The organism is Burkholderia contaminans (assembly GCF_029633825.1).
Classification (GTDB): domain Bacteria; phylum Pseudomonadota; class Gammaproteobacteria; order Burkholderiales; family Burkholderiaceae; genus Burkholderia; species Burkholderia contaminans.
The window spans coordinates 3,169,584-3,190,444 of sequence record NZ_CP090641.1; the positions used below are offsets into that span (position 1 = coordinate 3,169,584).

Below are 20,861 nucleotides of genomic sequence, written 5' to 3' on the forward strand. Positions count from 1 at the left end.
CGCGCTACGCTGGATCGACACGGTCGCGGCCCGCCGACGACACGCATGCCGTTCACGGCCGACCGCGCGGGCGCGGAGAGGCGCGCGGTGCATGCGCCGCGGTGTCCCGTCGGGCGGCCTGGCGGGGGGCCGAGTGACCCGCCCGAACCTGCGCGCCCAGGTCGCGTTGTGGCTGCTGCTGCCGCTGCTCGGCCTGCTGGCGCTCGACTCGTGGCTCACGTACCAGCGCGCGATGAGCGCCGCGCACGTCGCGTTCGACCGCACGCTGTCGTCGTCGCTGAAGTCGATCCGCGAAGGCGTGCGGCTCAACGACGGCGAGATCGAGGTCGACCTGCCGTATCTCGCGCTCGAAATGCTCGAGTCGAGCGACGGCGGCAAGATCTACTACCTGATCCGCGAGGACAACGCCCACACGATCACCGGCTACCCGGACCTGCCGCTGCCGCAAGGGCGCGACGCGGGCGACGGCGCGCTGTTCGTCACGCGTTACTACGACGTCGTCTATCGCGGCGAGCAGTTGCGGATGGCCGCGCTGCGCATCCCGGTGCACGACGTGCCGACCGCGCAGTCGCGCATCGTGTGGGTGATGGTCGGCGAGACGATCGAGGCGCGCCAGGCGCTCGCGCGCGAGATCCTGGTGGGCTCGCTGCTGCAGGAAGGATTGCTCGTCGTGCTGGCGCTCGGCATCGTGTGGCTCGGCGTCGGGCGCGGGCTGCGGCCGCTGAGCCGGCTGTCGGCGACGGTCGCTGCGCGCAGCGAGGACGATACGACGCCGCTCGATACCGGCGCGGTGCCGAGCGAACTCGCGCCGCTCGTCGAGTCGATCAACCAGTACATCGGCCGCACGCAGCGGATGCAGGTCGCGCGGCGCCGCTTCTTCGCCGATGCGGCCCATCAACTGAAGACGCCGCTCGCGGCCGTGCAGGCCGGCGTCGAGCTCGCGTTGCGGCCCGACGAGCAGCCACGCGCGAACGGGCACCTGCGGCGTGCGAACGGTGCGGTGCGGCAGGCTGCGAAGATCGTCCAACAACTGCTGTCGCTGTCGCGGCTCGATTCGGACAGCGGCCATGCGGTCGCGCACAAGCCGGTCGCGCTGCATCGTCTCGCGCGCAGCGTGACGCTCGACTGGTCGCCGGTCGCCCGCGCGCGCGACATCGATCTCGGTTTCGAGCATGAGGCCGATATCGACGTGCACGGGCAGTCCGACCTGCTCGGCGAGATGATCGGCAACCTGATCGACAACGCGATCCGTTATGCGGGCGATCGCGCGGTGATTACCGTGCGCGTGTCGCGCGATGGCGAGCACGCGCGGCTCGACGTCATCGACAACGGGCCGGGCATTCCGGCGGACGAACGGGATGCGGTGTTCGAGCGCTTCCATCGCGGCAGCAAGACGCAGACGGTCGAAGGGACCGGGCTCGGGCTGTCGATCGTGCGCGAGATCGCGCGCGTGCATCAGGGCAGCGTGACGCTTTCGGATGCGGCCGGTGGCGGGCTGGTCGTGACGATCCGGCTGTCGGCGGCGAACGACGCAGCGCCGCGCGCCGCGTGATGGCAATCAGCGATGCGGGAAGCGGCTGGCCGTGAGTAGCGGCTTCCCGCGAGTGAAGGGGGAGAGCGGTTCCGCGCGCCCGGCTCAATCGCCGAACCCGATCTCCGCTTCCAGCCACTGGCCGACTTCGAGCCACGTGCCCGCGCCTTCGACAACGATCGCATTGATGCCGAACGTCAGCGCACCGCCGTAGTTCGGGTTCGCGCGATAGGTCTGCATCGTGTCGGTCGGCTCGTGCGGCCATTGCGGATTCGGCGCGCCGCTCACCTGGTCGATCGTCGGCATCGGGCAGCGCGTGCACAGCTTCACGAGGCGCAGCCGCACCGGCGTCTCACCGCGGGCGTCGAGGTGCTCGACGAAATCCTCTTCGTACGCGTCGAGATCCGACACGACGATGTTCGGCCGGAAGCGGTTCATCGGAATCGCCGGCGCGCCTTTCGCCGTGAGCCGCACGTTCAGGTCGTCGAGCGACGCCTGGCCGATCACGAGCAGCGGATACGCATCCGCGAACTGCGTATGCGTATCGATGTCGCTGGTCCAATCGCGGTCGCAGCCGCGGCGGGCGTCGGCGCCGAAGCGCGCGAGCTTCGTCGGCAAGCCGAGGAATTCGGTGAACCATGCGGCCGTTTCAGCGCCCGTGTCGATCGCGTCGACGGTGTCGCGCCATACGGTCGCGGCCATCTTCGGGTTGGCGGGCGTCGCATCGCCGTCGAGCGGCGTGCGGATTTCCGGCATGCCCGGCGCGTTCAGCACGAGCGCATCGTGCTCGAGCGTCGGGCGGATCAGCGCGAGACGCGGATGCGTGCGCTGCGTGAGCATCTGTCCTTGCGGATCCGTGATCAGCCAGTGGCGGTCGTACGCGAGGCCCGTTTCGAGCAGTTGCGCGCGCGACAGCGCGATGCCGGCACAGGATTTGATCGGATAGACGAAGAGTTCGGCGATGGCTGGCATGACGCTGGCTGAAGGCGAATGGCGAGACTGCGATTGTGCCAGATCATGCCGAAACCGTTTGGGCGGCTGCGCGCCGTCGCGCGGCCGGTCAGGCGAGCGGGAAGCCGGAGTCGAACGTTGTGCGCACGTCGAGCGGCTGGCGCAACAGTCCCGCTTTCAGATAGAAATCGGCCGTGCGCTGTTGTTCGGCGATGACCGTCGCGTCGATCGGCAGCCAGCGCGTGTTGCGGCGCTCGAACTGCAGCTTCGCGGCCGCCGGCGGAATGCCGATGATGCGCGCGAGCGCAGCGGAATACGCATCGGCATGCTGGTACGACCATGCCTGAGCACGCACGACACGCCGCAGGAAATCGTGCAGGACGTCGCGCTTGGACGCGATTGCCGCGTCGGTTGCCGCGAGGTAGCTGAGGCCCGACCACAGCCCGCGGCCATTGACGAGCACGCGCGCGCGGCCGCTCGTTTCGGCGAGCGCGGTATAGGGTTCCCAGGTCGCCCACGCGTCGATCGAACCGGTTGCGAGCGCAAGCATCGTGTCGGCCGGCGGCAGGAAGCGGAACGACACGGCGTCGGGCGGCAGGCCGGCCGCATCGAGCGCCTTCAGCGTGACGAAATGGCCGATCGAGCCGCGCGTGGTGCCGATGCGCTTGCCCTTCAGGTCGGTCGCGCTCTTCAGCACCGCATCGGGCCGCACGAGCACGGCCGTGCCGTACGGGTCGGAACGGTTCACGCCGATCACCTTGATGCGTGCGCCCGATGCGAGCGCGAAGATCACCGGTGCATCGCCGATCGGCCCGCAGTCGACGGCGGCCGCGTTCAGCGCTTCGGCGAGCGGCGCGGCGGCCGGGAACTCGGTCCACGCGATGTCGTACGCAAGGCCGTTCAGCTCACCGGCCGCTTCGAGCAGCGCGCGCAGGCCGCCTTTCTGGTCGCCGGCGCGCAGCAGCGGCCGCGTGCCCGATTGCGCGCGCAGGGCAGCCGGGGCCGTGGCGATCGTGGCGAGGGCGCTCGCTTGTGCGAGGAAATGGCGTCGGGTCGGATTCATCGTGAAGCTCGGTTGGAAGAGAAGTTCAGGGATTCATTCAATGCGCAAGCCCGGCCTGCACATCGCGCACGGGTTCGGTGTCGACCCGCAGCAGCAGCGCGGTCAGCGGATCGCCGGTCGCTGCCGGTGCGGCCGGTCGTGCGGTGGTGTCCGAGCGGCACAGCAGGTCGGCCTCCGACCACCCGCCGCTGCCCGGCAACGCGCGCGCCCGCAGCCAGCCGCGCCGATCGGCGAGGAGCTGCGTGCCGCCGAGCGCGTCGGGCGCCACGCCCGCGATCGTCGCGAATGCGCGCCACGCATCGGGCGTCGATGCGACGCAATCGGCTCGCGCGGTGCCGGCAAGCTGTGCAACAGGCGCGCCGCGTGCCGTGACGAGCAAGGTTTGCCAGCGCGGATCCTCCGGCGGCGGCGTCGCGCCCGGCGCGAGTGCGACGATGCGCACACGCTGGCCTTCGCGCCAGCGCTCGAGCGGCTCGGGCGCGGCTGCGCCGCAGCGCACGTCGAGCGCCGGCAGCGGGACGGGCACGGGCCACGCGCCTTCCGCCTGCGCGCCGCTGCCCGCGGCGAGCGCTTTCAGGTAGTCGAGCACGGCCCATGTGTCCCGGGGCCGAGTGCTGCGGCGAAGCCGGGCATCGTCGGCGCGCCGTGTTCGTCGCGCGTGCCGTGGCGCACGCGCCAGAACAGTTCGCCGTCGAGACGTCGGGCGAGCAGCGCGCCGGCGAAGGTCGGCGGCCAGCGCGGTAGTGTGGCCGCGAGCGGCCCTTCGCCGCGTCCGTCCGCGCCGTGGCACGCCGCGCAGTGTTGCGCATACAGGTGTGCGCCGCGCATCACGTTCGACACCGAAAACGGCGCGGGGTCGCGCTGGAAACTCGTCGGCACGGCGGGCGAGAGCCACAGCGAAGACGGTGGCCACGGTGCGAACCACGCAACGGCCAGCGCGGCGAGCGCGGATGCGACACGCCATTTGCGCGAAGCGAGCGCGACGCACGCGAGCACGACGGCCAGCGCCGTCGCCGCCACGGCGAACGCGAGCTGCCGCGTGAGTGCCGCGTCGATGCGCAGCGTTTCGAGCGCGATGCGATGCGCCCACGGCCACGCGGCTTGACCATCGGCGTCGCCCGTCAGCCCGATCGCATGCAGCACGCGCGCCAGCGCGATTTGCGCGCGGTACAGCCCCTGCAGAAACACGAGTGCCCAGTCGGCGAACGTCGGCGCGTTCATCGGTTATGTTCCGGCCGCCTGGCGGCCGTTCGTCGAACGGCACCGCGCATCTACCAGCTCGCATCGAGCCCGAGGTGCCGCAACGCGTCGTGACGCAGTTCGGCGAGGCGCGGGTCGCCGCGATGGCGCGGGTAGGGCAGGTCGACGTGCAATTCGGCGATGATCCGTGCGGGGCGCGGCCCGAACACGATCACGCGCTGCGCGAGGAACAGCGCTTCCTCGACATCGTGCGTGACGAGCAGCGCGGAGAAGCCATCGCGTTGCCACAGTGCGGTGAGCTCGGCCTGCATCGTGAGCCGCGTGAGCGAATCGAGCTTGCCGAGCGGCTCGTCGAGAATCAGCAGGCGCGGATCGTTGACGAGCGCGCGGGCGAGCGCGACACGCTGCGCCATCCCGCCGGACAACTGATGCGGGAACACGTTCGCGAATTCCTGCAGCCCGACGCGCGCGAGCGCATCGTCGACGCGATGCTGCGCGGTGCGCGCCACGCCGCACGCCTCGAGGCCGAGCGCGACGTTCGCACGCACGCGTCGCCACGGGTACAGCGTCGGGTCCTGGAACACGACGATGCGCGACGGATCCGGTTGCTCGATCGGCACGCCGTCCTGCGCGATCGTGCCGTGCCGCGCGGCGTCGAGGCCCGCGACGAGGCGCAGCAGCGTCGACTTCCCGCAGCCGCTCGGGCCGAGCAGCGCGACGAATTCGCCGGCCGCGACCGACAGCGTGACGTCGTCGAGCACCGGCAGCGCGCCGCCGGGGCCGTCGAACGCATGGCTCACGCGGCGGATGTCGATGCGCGCGCCGCGCGGCGCCGTGACGGCGGGCGCAGCGGCAACGGACGATGCAACGGACGATTCGAGTACGGCGGCGCTCACCATTTGACGGTTCCTTTCTGCCAGGCGAGCACGCGGTCGCGCACCGCGAACAGCAGCGCGATCAGCCCGGAAAACAGCAGCGCCATCACGATCAGCGCCGCATACATGTTCACGTACGATGCCCAGCCCTGCGCCCAGCTCAGGTACCAGCCGAGCCCCGACTTGACGCCCATCATCTCGGCGACGACCAGCACCGTGAACGATGCGCTCAGCCCCATGAAGATGCCGACGAACACGTGCGGCAGCGCGGCCGGAATCGCGACGCGCAGCACGAGGAAGCGCGCGTTCGCGCCGAGCGTGCGCGCGACGTCGTAATACTGCTTGTTGACGCTCGCGACGCCCGACCACGTGAGCACCGCGACCGGGAAGCCGGTAGCGAGCGCGATCAGGAACGCGGCCGCCGAATAGCTCGACGGGAAGAAGTAGAACGTGAGCGGCAGCAGCGCGGTGGCGGGCACGGGGCCGAGCACGCGCAGCACCGGATGCACCCAGTAGCCGATCCGGCGCGACCAGCCGATCGACACGCCGACCGCGAAACCGACCGCGACGCCGTACGCAAAGCCGAGCGCGAGCAGCTTCAGCGTGTTGCCGGCGCTGCCGAGCAAGCGCGGCCAGTCGTCGACGTAGACCTCGATCAGCGCCTGCGGCGGCGCGAAGAACGGGGTCGGCAGCCAGCCGGTTTTCGCGGTGACGATTTCCCACGCGGCGAGCACGAGCGGCAGCGCGACGAGCCACGGGCCGGCCGGGCGCACGCGCGCGAGCCGCTTACGCGTCGCGGGAGCGAGATGGCCGAGCGTCGCGGCGACGAGCAACAGCGCGGCGATCGTCCACGCGCCGACGGCGAATTCGCCGGTGTACGCCCAGTCGCTGAAGCCGACGACGCGGTTCGGCCACAGTTGCGTGAGGGCGCCGAGCGCGCCCCAGGCGAGCGCGGCGGCGATGCCGATCGGCGGTGCGTGCGCGGCGGGCTTCGGCGGCCAACGTGGCCTCGCAGGCGACGCACGCGACGCGCGACGCGGGCGCGGATGCGGCGGCACTGCCGCCGGAAGGGGCGGACGCGGAGCGTGCGGCGGGCGCGTGTTCGATCGTCGACATCACGTCACCCCAGCACGTTCGCATAGACCTGCTGCGCGAAGCGCTGCGGGTCGGTGCTCTTCTTCAGCACGCTGATGCGGCGGAAGTCGTCCGCGTAGAACGCGATTTCCTGCTGCAGGTCGACGTTGGTCGGGTGGTGGTTGTAGGTGAGCGTCGCGTAAAGCTTGCGCAGGTCCTCGGGGTTGATCTTCGGCGAATACTTCGCGAACACCTTCGCGGCTTCGTTCGGGTTGTCGTGCGTGAACTCGGTGGCCTGCACGATCGAGCGCGCGAGTGCGGCGGCCGACGGCCGGTCGTTGCGCACGAGGTCGCCGCGTGCGCCGATCACGCAGCACACCTTGCGCGCGTATTCGCCGGACAGGTTCGTCGCCAGTTCGGTGTACGCACCGTTGCTGCGTTTTTCGAGCAGATAGAGATTCGGGTCGCCGTCGGCAATCGCGTGGATCTCGCCCTTGTCGACCGCCACGCCGAGCAGGTCGGCCGGATACTGCCGCCATGTGATGTCGCGCTCGGGATCGATCCCGTTCTTCGCGAGCAAGATCGAGAAGAAATGCTTGCCGGGCGCGGCCAGGTCGCTGACGCCGACCGTCTTGCCCTTCAGCGCCTGCAACGTCGTCACGCCGGCCGCCTTCGCGCCGACGAGCCGCACGCAGCCGCCATGCGAGCTGCCGATGATCTTTACGTCGAAGCCGGCTTCGAGCGGCTTCAGCCAGCGGTGGATCATCCCGACCGCCGCATCGGCCTTGCCGGTCGCGATCGATTCGAGCAACTGGTCGGTCGAGCCGCTGTAGTTGATCAGATCGACCTTCAGGCCGTTCTTCTCGAAGAAGCCGCGCTCCTGTGCGACGACGATCGGCGTCAGGCAGAACGCGTTCTGGTTCCACGCGAACGTGAGCTTCTTCAGCGGCGGCGCGGACCAGGCCTTGCGGCCCAGCGTGATCGCGGGCGCGGCGAGCGCAACGGCGCCGGCGGCGCGCAGCAGCTTGCGGCGTTTTTTGTCGTGCGCGTCAGTGGGCGCGGGTGCGGTGGTTAGGGTCATGGGGGCTGGTCTCCGGTCGTGCGGAAAGGCGCTCAGTCGAGCAGGTCGGGTTCGTCGGCGACGACGCGTGCGAACAGGCTGTCGAATGCGTGCAACGCGCCCTCGGGGCCGCCGATCTGGCCGTGCGTGTGGCGTGCGGTCGCGTGATCGATCGGTTGCGGCGTGCCGGCCGCCTCGGCCAGCAACTGCGTGTGCGCGGCGTTGTCTAGCGCGATGTACCACCATGCGGCGGCTTCGACCGTCGGGCCGGCGCTCAGGATTCCGTGGTTCTTCAGGATCGCGCCCTTGTGCGTGGTGCCGTCCGGCTTCGCGAGCGCCTCCGCGATCCGCGCGCCTTCGCTCGTGTCGACGACCATCCCCGTGAAGTCGTCGAACAGCGCGTGGTCTTCGTAGAACACGCAGGCGTCCTGCGTGAGCGGATCGAGCAGGCGGCCGAGCGTCGACCACGCCTTGCCGTACGTCGAATGCGTATGCGCGGCGGCGACGATGTGCGGATGCGCTTCGTGGATCGCCGCGTGGATCGCGAACGCGGCCTTGTTCAGCGGCCGCGTGCCGATCGCGGTCTCGCCGCGCGCGTTGACGAGCAGCAGGTCGGACACCTTGATCTGCGAGAAATGCACGCCGAGCGGATTCACCCAGAAGTGGTCGGGCAGCTCGGGGTCGCGTGCGGTGATGTGGCCGGCGAGCCCCTGCGAGAAGCCGAAGCGGGCGAACAGGCGGAATGCGCCCGCGAGCCGTTCCTGACGGTGACGGCGCTCGGCGGCGACGTCGGTGCGCGGTGCCGGCGGATCGAACCAGAAATGCTGGCGCGGCGCTTCGGCGAGTTCGAGGCCCGATGCGGTAGGGACGGGCGAAGCAAGGACGGCGGACATGATGGTGGATGACTCCGTTAGGTCCGTTGGGCTCAGGCCGCGCGGCGGGCCGCGTCGCGGGCGGCGACGGCGCTGCGCACGCGCGGAATCAGTTCGCGGCCGTAGTCGATCGCGTCTTCCAGCGGATCGAAGCCGCGGATCAGGAACGTCGTGACGCCGAGGTCGTAGTAGTCGAGCAGTGCGTCGGCGACCTGTTCGGGCGTGCCGACGAGCGCCGTCGAATTCGAGCGCGCGCCGGTGAGCTTCGCGATCTCGGTCCACAGCCGCTTGTCGACCCGCGAGCCGCGTTCGGCCGCGGCGAGCAGGCGGCGCGCGCCTTCGCTCTGCTGCGGGCCGCCGGCGCCGAGGCCGGCCGCTTCGCGCAGCCGGCGCGTTTCGTCGAGGATGCGATGCGCGCGCGCCCACGCTTCGTCCTCGGTCGCGGCGAGGATCGGGCGGAACGACACGGAGAAGCGCACCTGGCGGCCGTGCTTCGCGGCTTCGGCGCGCACGCGTGTCGTCAGGTCGCGTACCTGGTCGAGCGATTCGCCCCACAGCGCGTAGACGTCCGCGTGCTTGCCGGCCACTTCGAGCGCCGCTTCCGATGCGCCGCCGAAATAGATCGGCACATGCGGCTGCTGGAACGGCTTCACTTCCGAAAAGCCCTGCTTGAACCGGTAGTGCGTGCCGTCGTGATCGAACGGCTGCGCTTCGGTCCAGATCCGTCGCAGGATGCCGAGGTATTCGTCGGTGCGCGCATAGCGCGCGTCGTGGTCGAGGAAGTCGCCGTCGCGCTGCTGTTCGCTGTCCGAGCCGCCGGAGATGAAGTGCACGGCGAGCCGGCCGCGGCTGAACTGGTCGAGCGTCGCGATCTGCCGCGCGGCGAGCGTCGGCGCGGTGAAGCCCGGGCGATGCGCGAGCATGAAATGGATGCGCTCGGTCGCGGCGGCCGCGAACGCGATCGTCAGCGTCGCCGACGGGCCGGTCGAGTGATGCGGCACGAGAATCCGGTCGAAGCCGGCCGTCTCGTGGGCGCGCGCAAAGTCGCGCACGTAGTCGGGATCGACCACGGGGCCGGATGCCGGATGGATCTCCGACTGCTTCTGGCTCTGGATCATGCCGATGAATTCGACGCTCATCTTGGTCTCCGGTGGCAGGGGCGACCCGGCGCGTGGCCGGGGCAGGAATGGAGCGCAGGTTAACGCCGGGATCATGCGAAACGGAAATAATCAATCCCGAATTGAATATCAGATTTGCATGGTTTGGGCGGGGGTGCGCTGCGCATACGCTGTGGGCTCACGAAAGATCGGGCGCGCGGGCGCCAGCGAATCCGGCGCCGTGCGTTCCGGATCGCCGGCTTCATCGGAAACCGCGCCGCGTGGCGATCGATTGCCGCTATTGCCGCCTGTCCGTATTACTTTGCGTATTGCCCAGGGAATCCGTCTCGATGTCCGCCAGCCTTGCCGCTACCTCGCCGTCGGCGCAGCCGCGTTCGCTGCGTCTCCTGTCCACCGACGATGCCGACGCCGACGGCGCCCGCATTGCCGCGCTGCTCGACCGCCTCGCGCCGGAGCTGGCCGCCGATGCGGCCCGCAACGACGTTGACGGCCGCTTTCCTCACGAGAACTTCGCGCGGCTGCATCGTGCCGGGCTGATCGCGCAGGTCGTGCCGCGCGAGCATGGCGGCGCCGGTGCGACGCTTGCGCAGGCAAGCCGGATCGTGGCCGCCGTCGCACGGGCCGATCCGGCGACCGCGCTGGTGCTGACGATGACGTACCTGCAACATCGCGCGCTCGGCCGCGCCGACAACCGCTGGCCGGCGCAGGTCCGGCGGGCGGTGTTCGACAGCGCGGTTACCCAAGGCGCGCTGATCAACGCGCTGCGCGTCGAGCCCGCGCTCGGTTCGCCGTCGCGCGGCGGCCTGCCGGAAACCATTGCACGGCGCGACGGCGACGGCTGGCGATTGTCCGGCCACAAGCTGTACAGCACCGGGATTCCGGCGCTGCGCTGGCTGGCCGTGTGGGCGCGCACCGATGAGCCGGCGCCGCGGGTCGGCGTGTTTCTCGTGCCGCGCGACCGCGATGCGGACGGCGATCGCATCCGCGTGATCGAAAGCTGGAATCACCTCGGCCTGCGTGCGTCAGGCAGCCATGAGGTCGTGTTCGACGACGTGCGGCTGCCGGCCGATCACGCGGTCGACGTGCGCGCGCCGGACGCATGGGCGGTGTCGGCGGCGACCCATGCGGATGCAGACGCGCAGGCCGACCAGCAGGCGTGGATGGTCGCGCTGCTCGGCAGCCTGTACGACGCGGTGGCGCGTGCGTCGCGCGACTGGCTGGTCGGGTTCGCCACGACGCGTGCGCCGAGCGGGCTGGGCGCGCCGCTTGCGACGCTGCCGCGCGTGCAGGAAGCGGTCGGCGAAATCGAGGGCTGGCTGCATGCGAACCGTGTGCTGCTCGACGATCACATCGCGCGCACCGACGCGGGCCATGCCCCGACGGTCACGACGAGCGGCCTCGTCAAGCGGACCGTGACCGAGCACGCGATCCGCGTGGTCGAACAGGCGTTGAAGCTGTCGGGCAATCACGGGCTGAGTCGCGCCAATCCGCTCGAACGCCACTATCGCGACGTGCTGTGCAGCCGCGTGCATACGCCGCAGGACGATGCGATCGCGGTGGCGGCGGGGCGTGCGGCACTGGAAGCGGCGAACCGGAGCGAGACGAAGCGCGCACCGGCGGGCGAGACGGAGACGAGCGGGGCGCCGGTCAACGAGACCGAACGCGGCCGCGGCGATGCGTGACGGGAGCAGGGCGGGCGCGGTCGCCGATCGGGCGGCGGGATGCCGGCGCCGCCCGATGGCCCGGTCGGGCAGCCGCCTTGCCGTGCGCCTGCTCCGGCAACGCGAACGCCGTGCGCGCATGCGCGGCAACGGCGGCGAGCGGCGCGTCGAAACGGGCCGCATCGTGCCGGCGCAGCAGCCACAGATCGATCTGCGGCTTGAAATCGGCGAGCGGCACGATGTCGAGCGCATCGCGCAGCGGGCTGCCTTCGACGAGCGGCAGCGGCATCAGCCCGATGCCGAAGCCGTTCGCGACGCTCTGCAACTGCAGGTCGCGGCCGTAGGTGTCGAGCGTGACCGGCATCGGCAGGCCCTGCGCGTCGAGCGCGCGCCGCAAGCCCGCGCGAAAACCACAGCCGTCCGGATTGAGCACCCAGCCATGCGCGTGGCAATCGGCGAGCCGGTAGCTGCGGCGCGGCCAGTCACCCTTGCGGCCGACCGCGACGAGCCGCGTGGCCAGCAGCCGTTCGCCTTCGACCTGCGCCGGCAGCACCATTTCGCGTGCGAGGAACACGAGCGCCGCATCGAGTTCGCGGCGGGCGACGCGCTCGACGAGCATGCCGCCCCACGCGGTCGTGACCTGCGTCGCGAGCGCGGGCCACTGCGCGGCGAGTTCGGCGATCAGCGCGGGCAGCATCAGCTCGCCGAGGCCCTGCGTGAGCCCGATCCGGAATTCGCCGGCAGGCGGCTGCTCGCCGGCCGTCAGCTCGCGCAGCGCATCGACTTCGCGCAGGATCGCGCGGCACTGCTCGAACACCCGCCGGCCGATATCGGTGGGGCGCGGCGGCTTGGTGTTGCGATCGAGCAGGGTCACGCCGAGCGCTTCCTCGAGATTCTGGACGCGCCGCGTGATCGCGGGCTGCGTCATCCCGAGCTCGGCCGCGGCCTGGCTCAGGGTCTGGCAGCGGACGACCGCTGCAAAAGCGTCGATATCGCTAATTTTCATGTTTGTTCTGCATGGTCTTTCGGGTGCATCATGACGATCCATCATATTCGGCATCATATTCGAGGAGTCAGCCGATGAGTACGCTTTCGTTGCATCAGACGCCGCTGCGGCCGTTCGTCGATGGCCTGGGTGCATTGCTCGCGTCCGGCGCGAACGAGGCGCGCATCCTCGACGAGGGCGGTGCGCTGCTCGCCGCGCTCGTCGAACACGACGACTGGTTGCCCGACGCGTTCGCGCAGCCCGACCCCGCGCGCTATCGGCAGTACCTGCTGCATCTCGACCCGGACGAGCGGTTCTCGGTCGTCAGCTTCGTGTGGGGGCCGGGCCAGACGACGCCGATCCACAACCACACGGTGTGGGGGCTGATCGGGATGCTGCGCGGCGGCGAGTTCTCGCAGCCGTACGGGTTCGACGCAGCGGGCAGGCCGGTGCCGTCTGGAGAAGCCGTGCGGCTGCAGCCCGGCGAAATCGAGGCGGTGTCGCCGCGCATCGGCGACGTCCATCGCGTGACCAACGCGTTCGACGATCAGGTATCGATCAGCATCCACGTGTACGGCGCGAACATCGGCAAGGTGGAGCGCGCGGTGTTCCTCGACGACGGTACCGTGAAGCCGTTCGTGTCGGGTTATTCGAATGCCTGATGCCTGATGCAACGCCCGCAGGCGCGGCCGGTCGCCGGCACGCGCCGGCAGGCCCACGATTCATCCGTTCCGCTTTCTTCACCGACTTCAACGCATTCAATCAACACAGAGACACCGTGACGCAATCCGCCGAATCCACTTCCCGCTTTCCCGTCGCGTCGTACCAGGACGTGCGCGCCCGCCTGCTTGCCCGCGACGAGATCGCGCTGATCGACGTACGCGAGGAAGATCCGTACGCGCAGGGCCACCCGCTGTGGGCCGCCAATTTTCCGCTGTCCAAACTCGAACTCGACGCGTGGACGCGCATTCCGCGCCGCGACACGCCGATCGTCGTGTTCGGCGAAGCGGGCGGCGAGGATCTCGCGCCGCGCGCGGCCGCCAGGCTCGCGCAGCTCGGCTACACCGATGTGCGGCTGCTCGACGGCGGCCTGGCGGGCTGGCTCGCCGCGGGCGGCGAACTGTTCATCGACGTGAACGTGCCGAGCAAGTCGTTCGGCGAATGGGTCGAGGCCGAGCGGCATACGCCGTCGCTGTCCGCGCAGGAAGTGCAGGCGCTGATCGATGCGAAGGCCGATGTCGTGATCGTCGACGCGCGCCGTTTCGACGAATACCAGACGATGAACATCCCGACGTCGACGAGCGTGCCGGGCGCGGAGCTCGTGCTGCGCGTCCGCGCGCTCGCGCCGAACCCGGCGACGCAGGTGATCGTCAACTGCGCGGGCCGCACGCGCAGCATCATCGGCACGCAGTCGCTCGTCAACGCGGGGCTGCCGAATCCGGTTGCCGCGCTGCGCAACGGCACGATCGGCTGGACGCTCGCGGGCCAGACGCTCGAACGCGGCGCCGCGCGGAGCTTTCCGGACGACATCGACGCGACGCAGCGTGCCGACGCACGCCGGGCGGCGCGCGCGGTGGCCGAGCGTGCGGGCGTGCCGCGCATCGCGCTCGCGGACGTCGCGGCGCTCGACGAGCCGGGCCGCACGCTGTACCGCTTCGACGTGCGCACGCCGGAGGAGTACGAAGCCGGCCACTTGCCGGGTTTTTTGAGCACGCCGGGTGGCCAGCTCGTGCAGGAGACCGACCATCACGTGGCCGTGCGCGGCGCGCGGATCGTGCTCGCCGACGATGACGGCGTGCGCGCCGACATGACCGCGTCGTGGCTCGCGCAGATGGGCTGGGACGTGCGGGTGGTCGAGCCGGAGGACGGCACGGCGCGGTTCGACGAGCGCGGCCAGCCGCCGCGCGACGTACCGGCGACCCCGAGCGTGACGGACATCTCGCCCGCGACGCTCGCAGGCTGGCTGAAGGAGGCCGCGCCCGGCGAGCTGGCGATCGTCGACGTGACGGCCAGCGCGAACTACGTGAAACGGCATATCCCGGGTGCGTGGTTCGCCGTGCGTGCGCAGCTGCGTGATGCGCTCGCGGCGATTCCGCCCGCCAAGCGCTATGTGTTCACGTGCGGGTCGAGCCTGCTGGCGCGGTTCGCGGCGGACGACGCCCGCGCGCTGCTGCCGGCTCCGGCCGACATCTCGGTGCTCACCGGCGGCACGGCCGCGTGGATCGACGCCGGGCTGCCGCTCGAAAGCGGCGAGACGCATCTGGCCTCACCGCGCGTCGACCGCTACCGCCGCCCATACGAAGGCACCGACAACGCGGCGGCCGCGATGCAGGCGTATCTCGACTGGGAGTACGGACTGGTCGATCAGTTGAAGCGGGACGGCACGCATCACTTCAACGTGATCTGACCGATACGGTGCAACCGGGCGCGTCGCGTCGTGCGTCGCGCCCGGTCAGCGCGCCTGTCAGCGCTTGAACGTATCGACGGCCGTGCGGCCGACGGCCGGATCGTCCGTGAAGAAGCCGTCGATGCCCGCGCGCAGGTACGCCTGGATCTCGCGCACCGAGCCGGCCGTGTTGCGCGTGGCCGGCGTGCCGCCATCCTTCAGCGACGCGGGCAGGAAGTTGTTTTCCGGGCGGAACGTGTACGGATGCACGACGAGGCCGGCCTCGTGCGCATAGCGCACGTACGGCGTCGGCTGCTGCAGCGTGCCGTCCGCGGCGACCGCGATGATCGACGTCTTGTACGGGCCGACGCCGTTCGCATAGGTCGCGATCTCGCGCATGCCGTCGCGCGTCGACAGGTCGCCGTAGGTGCGCTTGTCGTTCGCCTTCACGAAGTCGTACGGGCGCTGGCCGGCTTCGTCCATCAGCTGCACGAGCTTCCAGTTCGGCTGGCTCGACTTGATCCGGTTGCGGATCGTCTTCAGGTTCGCGACCTCGAACGACTGGATGTAGACGGTCGCCGTGCGCGCCGTGTACGCGTCCTTCAGCAGCGCATCGACGAGACGGTCCTCGAGCGGCAGGCCGATCGACTGGAAGTAGGTCGGATGCTTGGTTTCCGGATACAGGTGGATCGTGCGGCCGGTCTGCGCGGACATCTGCTTCGCGAGCGCGACGATCTCGTCGAACGTCGGGATCTCGAACTGGTCGTTGTACGCGGTGTTCGCGGGGCGCACCTGCGGAATGCGCTCGCGGGCGCGCAGCGTCTTCAGCTCGGCGAGCGTGAAATCCTCGGTGAACCAGCCCGTCAGCTCCGCGCCGTCGATCGTCTTGGTCGCCTTGCGGCTCGCGAACTGCGGCAGCGTCGACACGTTCGTGGTGCCCGAGATCTCGTTCTCGTGACGCGCGACGAGCACGCCATCGCGGGTCGACACGAGGTCGGGCTCGATCACGTCCGCGCCGTCCTCGACCGCCTTGCGATACGACGCGAGCGTGTGTTCGGGGCGCAGTGCGCTCGCGCCGCGATGGCCGACCACCTGGACCTTCGCGGAAATCGGCTGGGTGGGATCGGACGCGACGTCGTCGCCGCCGCACGCGGCGAGCAGGAACGCGGCGGCACAGGCGAACGGTACGCAGCGCAGGGAGGTCGGGCGCTTGAAGAGCATGTCGATGAACCTTCGAAACGAGAGTCGGAAAGGGGCGATCGATCCGGCGGCGCGGCTGTCGTGGCGTGTCGCACGGAGTCGAATGGGACGCGATCGTCGCATCGAATAATTACATATGTATTACTTACACCTTTCCGTTCAATATTTTTAGGGCGCAATGGGTGTGGCAGGGCGGTTGAATGCGGCCTGACGGAACGCGCCTTCCAGCCGTCTCGGGCAGGCCGGCCGCCGGATGCACTAAACTTGCGGGAATTTTGCATCGCCGCGCCGGGGCCGACGCCCGTCTGGCGCGACGATGCGGCGACTCGCGGGCCGGCGCGGGTGCCCGGTGCCCGTGTGCGTCCGGGGCCCGCGCCGGCCGATTTTTCCCGACCCATGACGACTCGAACCGATTCCGCTTTCCTGCTCGGCGACCTGCTGAAGAACGTTTCCCGCTCCTTCTACCTGACGCTGCGCGTGCTGCCCGACGGCATGCGCGACCCGGTCGGCCTCGCGTACCTGCTCGCGCGCGCGGCCGACACGATCGCCGACACGGCGCTCGTCGCACCGGATCGCCGGGCGGCGTTGCTGACCGACCTGCGCGACGAGGTCGAGCGGCTCGGCGACGGCGTTGCGCTGTCGCGGGCGCTCGAGGACGTGACGCGGATGCAGGCCGATTCGCACGAGCACGTGCTGCTCGGCTCGATGGAGCCGATGCTCGCGCTGCTGCGCACGCAGCCGGAAGCCGACCGCGCGTCGATCCGCAAGGTCGTCGCGACGCTGACGGCGGGGATGGTATTCGACCTGCGCACGTTCCCCGACGAACAGTCGGGGCGCGTCGTGTCGTTGCCGACGCGCGGCGAACTCGACCGCTACACGTATCTCGTGGCCGGCTGCGTGGGCGAGTTCTGGACCGACATGACGGGCATGCACACGCCGGCCGCGCGCGGCTGGAACCTGCCGGACATGTGCGAGAAGGGCATCCGTTTCGGCAAGGCGCTGCAGATGACCAACATCCTGCGCGACTGCGGGAAGGACCTGCGCATCGGCCGATGCTATCTGCCGGACGACGTGCTGGGCGCGCATGGGCTCGGTGTTGCCGACCTGATGGCGCCCGATGCGTCGGCGCGCGCGCGCGGCGTGCTCGTCGACCTGCTGCGCGTGACGCTCGACCAGTATCGCGACGCGGGCCTGTATACGCTTGCGATCCCGCGCCGCTTCGTGCGGCTGCGGCTCGCGTGCCTGTGGCCGATCATGATCGGCCTCGAAACGCTCGAGCTGCTGGCCGGCCATGCGGCGTGGCTCGATCCGGCGAAGCCGGCCAAGGTGCCGAGAAAGCGCGTCTACCGGATCATGGCGTCGTCGCTCGCGCTGGTCGGGTCGAACGCCGCGATTCGCGCGCGCCTGACCGCGCTCGCCGATGCCGTGAACGCGCATCTCGTGCAGCCGGCCACGCGCTGACTCGTACTGCACGATGCCGGCGCGACAGGTGCCGGCATCGCCCTTCGGCCCGCGTTCGCCGGGCCATCATCGTCCGCCTCTTCACGCGTCGACTAAAAACGTTTTCATTTTTTCGTGTCGCGAAACGTGGGTGTCATGAACGTCAGCGATCCTTCGCGGCGGCGTGAGTCGTGGCGTCAGCTACGGCCGCGTTTTTTGTAAGACGATATTTCGCCGAAGGCATCTGACAACATCCGACGGAAGCGTTGCACCCGTAAAAATGTAAAGCTAGGGTTTTCACCGGGAAATGCCGGAAAGGCCCACCGCGTAAGCGTTTTCAGGTGTTATGTAACCGCTTGGTGAACCCGTGCGTTGCGTCGATCATACGACGACCGACTGCGCGTGTTGGGAAATATTCGGTAATCCGTCAGAATCGCGTCGGCATGTACTCGCACATGTGTCAGTCACAAAACCACACCAGAAAAGAAACATTCTTTGAGGACGGAGAATCAATGAAAAAGCGCGTCGCTTTCGCCATGACGGCAGTTGGCCTTGCAGCCGCTACCGCCGCCCACGCTCAAAGCAGCGTGACCCTGTACGGTATCGTCGACAACGGTCTGGCTTGGCAGAACAACTCGTCGGCAGTCGGTGCTACCACGGGTGGTCACTCGAAGGTGCAAATGTCCACCGGCGTGTGGGCAGGCAGCCGCTTCGGCCTGAAGGGCAGCGAAGATCTCGGCGGCGGCACGAAGGCGATTTTCCAGTTGGAAGCCGGCGTCAACACGGCTAACGGCTCGTCGCAGTGGACCAACGGCATCTTCACGCGTCAGGCGTGGGTTGGCCTGACCAACAGCACGTACGGTACGCTGACGGCTGGCCGCCAGTACACCGCGTACTACACGCTGCTGTCGCCGTACAGCCCGACGACCTGGCTGACCGGCTACTACGGCGCGCACCCGGGCGATATCGACTCGCTGGATACGAGCTACCGTGCGAATAACTCGCTCGTCTACATGTCGCCGAAGTTCTACGGCTTCACGGTCGGCGGTTCGTACTCGTTCGGCGGCGTCGCAGGCGCGACGAACCGTGGCTCGACGTGGAGCGCGGCGATCCAGTACCTGAACGGCCCGGCAGGCATCGCCGTCGGCTACCAGAAGGTCAACAACGCGACGCTCGGCGGCGGCGTGTGGGGCGCGAACTCGACGGTCCAGAACGGCCTGACGGCAACGGGCGACGGCAACCAGCCGGCCGTTTCGTCGATCAACAACGGCTATGCCACGGCGCAATCGCAACAGCGTATCGCTGTGACGGCGGGCTACCAGTTCACGCCGGCATGGGACATTTCGGCATCGTACTCGAACGTCCAGTACACGCCGGGCACGGGTTCGGCGTTCCGCAACACGGCCATCTTCAACACGGCAGGCGCCGTGCTGCACTGGAAGGCAGCCGCTCAGTGGGACTTCGCAGCGGGCTACTCGTACACGGCAGCCACGCAATCGAACGGCATCACCAGCTCGGCCAAGTACCACCAGGTCACGCTGTCGCAGTACTACAGCCTGTCGAAGCGTACGGGCCTGTACGCAGTTGAGGCTTACCAGCACGCCAGCGGCAACACGCTCGGCAAGAGCGGCATCATCGCCGCAACGACGTCGATCGGCGACGGCGTGGGCGCAGGTTCGAAGCAGAACCAGATCGGCGTCGGCGTCGGCCTGATCCACCGCTTCTAAATGTCGCGCGGCGCGCGAGCGCCGCTTGTGGCATGCGGTTGAAGAACCGGCCTTCGGGCCGGTTTTTTCATGTGCGGTACGTATTGCGCATACTCCGGTTCCGTTACCGGCCGGCATCGACCGGATGCGGAGGGCGACGAAAGCCGCGCCTGACAAGCGCATCGCTCACGCGGCGCCGGCCTGCAGACGGCAGCATCCGGCCCGTGCGAATGTCGTCCAGCCGATCACTCCGTCGCGCCATCCGTCCAGCTTCCCGCCAGCGCCTGAAACAGCGCCGCCGTATCGGCGAGTCGATCTGCCTGCGCGCGCGTACGATCGAGCGCCGTCTGCAACGTCTGCCGCTGCGCGTCGAGCAGGTCGAACGTGCTGATCCCGCCCGCCGCGTAACGGTCGCCGGCAATCCGGTTGCTGGCTGCCGCTTCCTCGGCGGCGGTGTCTCTCGCCTGCAGTGCAGCCGCATCGTGCTCGACGGCACGCATGGCATCGGCCACCTGTTGCAGCGCCTCGAGCACGGTTTCCCGGTAGCTCGCGAACGCTGCGTCGTATGCCGCTTCGGCCGCACGTTTCTTCGCGCGCAGTTCACCGCCGTGAAAGAGCGGTTGCGTCAGCCCGAGGCCGACATTCCACACATTGAGCCCGCTCACGAGATCCGCGATGCGCGTGCGCTCCGAGCCGATTCCCGCCGAAATCGAAAAGCGCGGATACAGGTTCGCGGTGGCCACGCCGACGTTCGCGCTGGCCTGGTGCAGCACGGCTTCGGCGGCGCGGATGTCGGGGCGTTCGCGTGCGAGCGTCGACGGCAGCGCGACGGGCAGCGTGCGCGGCAGCACGAGCGTATCGAGTGTGAGGTCGGGCAGCGCGGCATCGGACGGCGGCACGCCGAGCAGGATCGCGAGCCGATGGCCGGCTTGTGCGAGGCGGGCCTCGAGCGGCGGCAGCGACGCCCGCGTCTGCGCGAGCAGCGCGCGTTGCGCATGCACGTCGGCCTGCGAAACGCCGCCCGCCGCGAAACGCGCTTCGACGATGCGCAACTGCCGCGCCTGCGCATCGATCAGTTGCCGCGTGAGCACGACCTGCTGCGCGAGCGACGCGCGCAGGATCGCGGTCGCGACGACATTGCCCGCGAGCGTCAGGCGCGCGGCGTCGAGCGTGTACGCCTGGTAGTCGACCTGTGCGCGTAGCGCTTCGAGCGCACGCCGGTTGCCGCCGAATACGTCGAGCACATACGACACGCTCACCGACGCGTCATAAAGCGTGAACGGCCCCGGGCTGGGCACGTTGGCGGGCAGGCCGAACGCGGTCGTGTCGACCTGCTCGCGCGTGGCGGACAGGCTCGCATCGACTTTCGGCAACATCGTCGCGCCGGCTTCGGCCGCGTGGTTCTGCCGCGCTTCGTCGAGCCGCGCACGGGCTTCGGCAAGCGTCGGGCTGTTGTGCCACGCGGTATCGACGAGCCGGTTCAGCGGTTCCGAGCCGAACTGCGTCCACCAGTGCTGCGGAGTATGCGCGGCCGATGCGAACGTCTGCGCATCGCCGGCCGGTCCGGCGGCGGAGGCCGTCGTCGCGGGCGGCTCGCCGCGCGTGTAGCGCTGCGTGGCGGGCGCATCCGGCGCGTGGAAATCCGGCCCGACCGCGCATCCGGCGACGAGCAGTGCAGCGGCGATCGGCATGCAACCGCGGGCGGCGTGGAAGGGGCGACGCGAAGCCGGTTTCATCGT

15 protein-coding genes and 2 pseudogenes are annotated in these 20,861 nt (G+C 69.4%); 6 read left to right on the forward strand and 11 right to left on the reverse strand.

The window, feature by feature from the left end; genetic code table 11:
* The first annotated feature begins 133 nt into the window (after positions 1–133).
* Positions 134–1,552 (forward strand): sensor histidine kinase, encoded by a 1,419-nt coding sequence (locus LXE91_RS31830; protein ID WP_039356830.1) that lies wholly within the window; start codon positions 134–136, stop codon positions 1,550–1,552.
* 84 nt (positions 1,553–1,636) lie between these two features.
* On the opposite strand, the gene LXE91_RS31835 is transcribed toward LXE91_RS31830, so the two are convergent.
* From LXE91_RS31835 to LXE91_RS31870, 8 genes and pseudogenes are all read right to left on the reverse strand, one after another.
* A complete protein-coding gene (locus LXE91_RS31835) occupies positions 1,637–2,503 on the reverse strand; it encodes an MOSC domain-containing protein (RefSeq protein ID WP_039356828.1) in 867 nt (288 codons plus the stop codon).
* Positions 2,504–2,591: 88 nt separating this feature from the next.
* Positions 2,592–3,545 carry an ABC transporter substrate-binding protein gene (locus LXE91_RS31840; RefSeq protein ID WP_039356826.1) on the reverse strand — a complete coding sequence of 318 codons (954 nt, stop codon included), beginning with the start codon at positions 3,543–3,545 and terminating at the stop codon, positions 2,592–2,594.
* A 37-nt stretch (positions 3,546–3,582) separates the two neighbouring features.
* Positions 3,583–4,766 (reverse strand): annotated as a pseudogene (locus LXE91_RS31845) (c-type cytochrome).
* A gap of 50 nt (positions 4,767–4,816) precedes the next feature.
* On the reverse strand, positions 4,817–5,644 hold the full coding sequence (locus LXE91_RS31850) for an ABC transporter ATP-binding protein (protein WP_039356822.1): 828 nt from the start codon (positions 5,642–5,644) through the stop codon (positions 4,817–4,819).
* Positions 5,638–6,736 (reverse strand): annotated as a pseudogene (locus LXE91_RS31855) (ABC transporter permease). Before LXE91_RS31855 ends, LXE91_RS31850 begins: the two are co-directional and overlap by 7 nt.
* Before the next feature lie 4 nt (positions 6,737–6,740).
* Positions 6,741–7,775 (reverse strand): ABC transporter substrate-binding protein, encoded by a 1,035-nt coding sequence (locus tag LXE91_RS31860; RefSeq protein WP_039356819.1) that lies wholly within the window; start codon positions 7,773–7,775, stop codon positions 6,741–6,743.
* Positions 7,776–7,807: 32 nt separating this feature from the next.
* Positions 7,808–8,647 carry a class II aldolase/adducin family protein gene (locus LXE91_RS31865; protein ID WP_039356816.1) on the reverse strand — a complete coding sequence of 280 codons (840 nt, stop codon included), beginning with the start codon at positions 8,645–8,647 and terminating at the stop codon, positions 7,808–7,810.
* Between the two features lie 32 nt (positions 8,648–8,679).
* Positions 8,680–9,765 (reverse strand): LLM class flavin-dependent oxidoreductase, encoded by a 1,086-nt coding sequence (locus LXE91_RS31870; RefSeq protein ID WP_039356814.1) that lies wholly within the window; start codon positions 9,763–9,765, stop codon positions 8,680–8,682.
* Positions 9,766–10,073: 308 nt separating this feature from the next.
* On the opposite strand from LXE91_RS31870, the gene LXE91_RS31875 reads away from it, so the two are divergent.
* Positions 10,074–11,426, forward strand: coding sequence for an acyl-CoA dehydrogenase family protein (locus LXE91_RS31875; protein ID WP_039356811.1), 1,353 nt, complete (start codon positions 10,074–10,076; stop codon positions 11,424–11,426).
* Here the strand turns inward: LXE91_RS31875 and LXE91_RS31880 are convergent.
* Entirely contained in the window at positions 11,392–12,468 is a 1,077-nt protein-coding gene (locus LXE91_RS31880; protein WP_278068147.1) for a LysR family transcriptional regulator, read from the reverse strand. The two genes, LXE91_RS31875 and LXE91_RS31880, sit on opposite strands and share 35 nt — an antisense overlap.
* Before the next feature lie 17 nt (positions 12,469–12,485).
* On the opposite strand from LXE91_RS31880, the gene LXE91_RS31885 reads away from it, so the two are divergent.
* Positions 12,486–13,052, forward strand: a complete 567-nt coding sequence (locus tag LXE91_RS31885) for a cysteine dioxygenase family protein (protein WP_039356805.1) — start codon at positions 12,486–12,488, stop codon at positions 13,050–13,052.
* Between the two features lie 116 nt (positions 13,053–13,168).
* A complete protein-coding gene (locus LXE91_RS31890) occupies positions 13,169–14,797 on the forward strand; it encodes a rhodanese-related sulfurtransferase (RefSeq protein ID WP_039357344.1) in 1,629 nt (542 codons plus the stop codon).
* A 57-nt stretch (positions 14,798–14,854) separates the two neighbouring features.
* Here LXE91_RS31890 and LXE91_RS31895 read toward each other — a convergent pair whose 3' ends face one another.
* Positions 14,855–15,997 (reverse strand): glycerophosphodiester phosphodiesterase, encoded by a 1,143-nt coding sequence (locus LXE91_RS31895; protein WP_039356802.1) that lies wholly within the window; start codon positions 15,995–15,997, stop codon positions 14,855–14,857.
* Positions 15,998–16,372: 375 nt separating this feature from the next.
* Between LXE91_RS31895 and LXE91_RS31900 the strand changes: the two genes are divergently transcribed.
* Both LXE91_RS31900 and LXE91_RS31905 read left to right on the forward strand, forming a co-directional pair.
* Positions 16,373–17,437, forward strand: a complete 1,065-nt coding sequence (locus LXE91_RS31900; RefSeq protein WP_039356799.1) for a phytoene/squalene synthase family protein — start codon at positions 16,373–16,375, stop codon at positions 17,435–17,437.
* 491 nt (positions 17,438–17,928) lie between these two features.
* Entirely contained in the window at positions 17,929–19,143 is a 1,215-nt protein-coding gene (locus tag LXE91_RS31905; protein WP_039356795.1) for a porin, read from the forward strand.
* Positions 19,144–19,367: 224 nt separating this feature from the next.
* Here LXE91_RS31905 and LXE91_RS31910 read toward each other — a convergent pair whose 3' ends face one another.
* Positions 19,368–20,858 (reverse strand): efflux transporter outer membrane subunit, encoded by a 1,491-nt coding sequence (locus LXE91_RS31910; RefSeq protein ID WP_039356793.1) that lies wholly within the window; start codon positions 20,856–20,858, stop codon positions 19,368–19,370.
* Positions 20,859–20,861 lie beyond the last annotated feature (3 nt).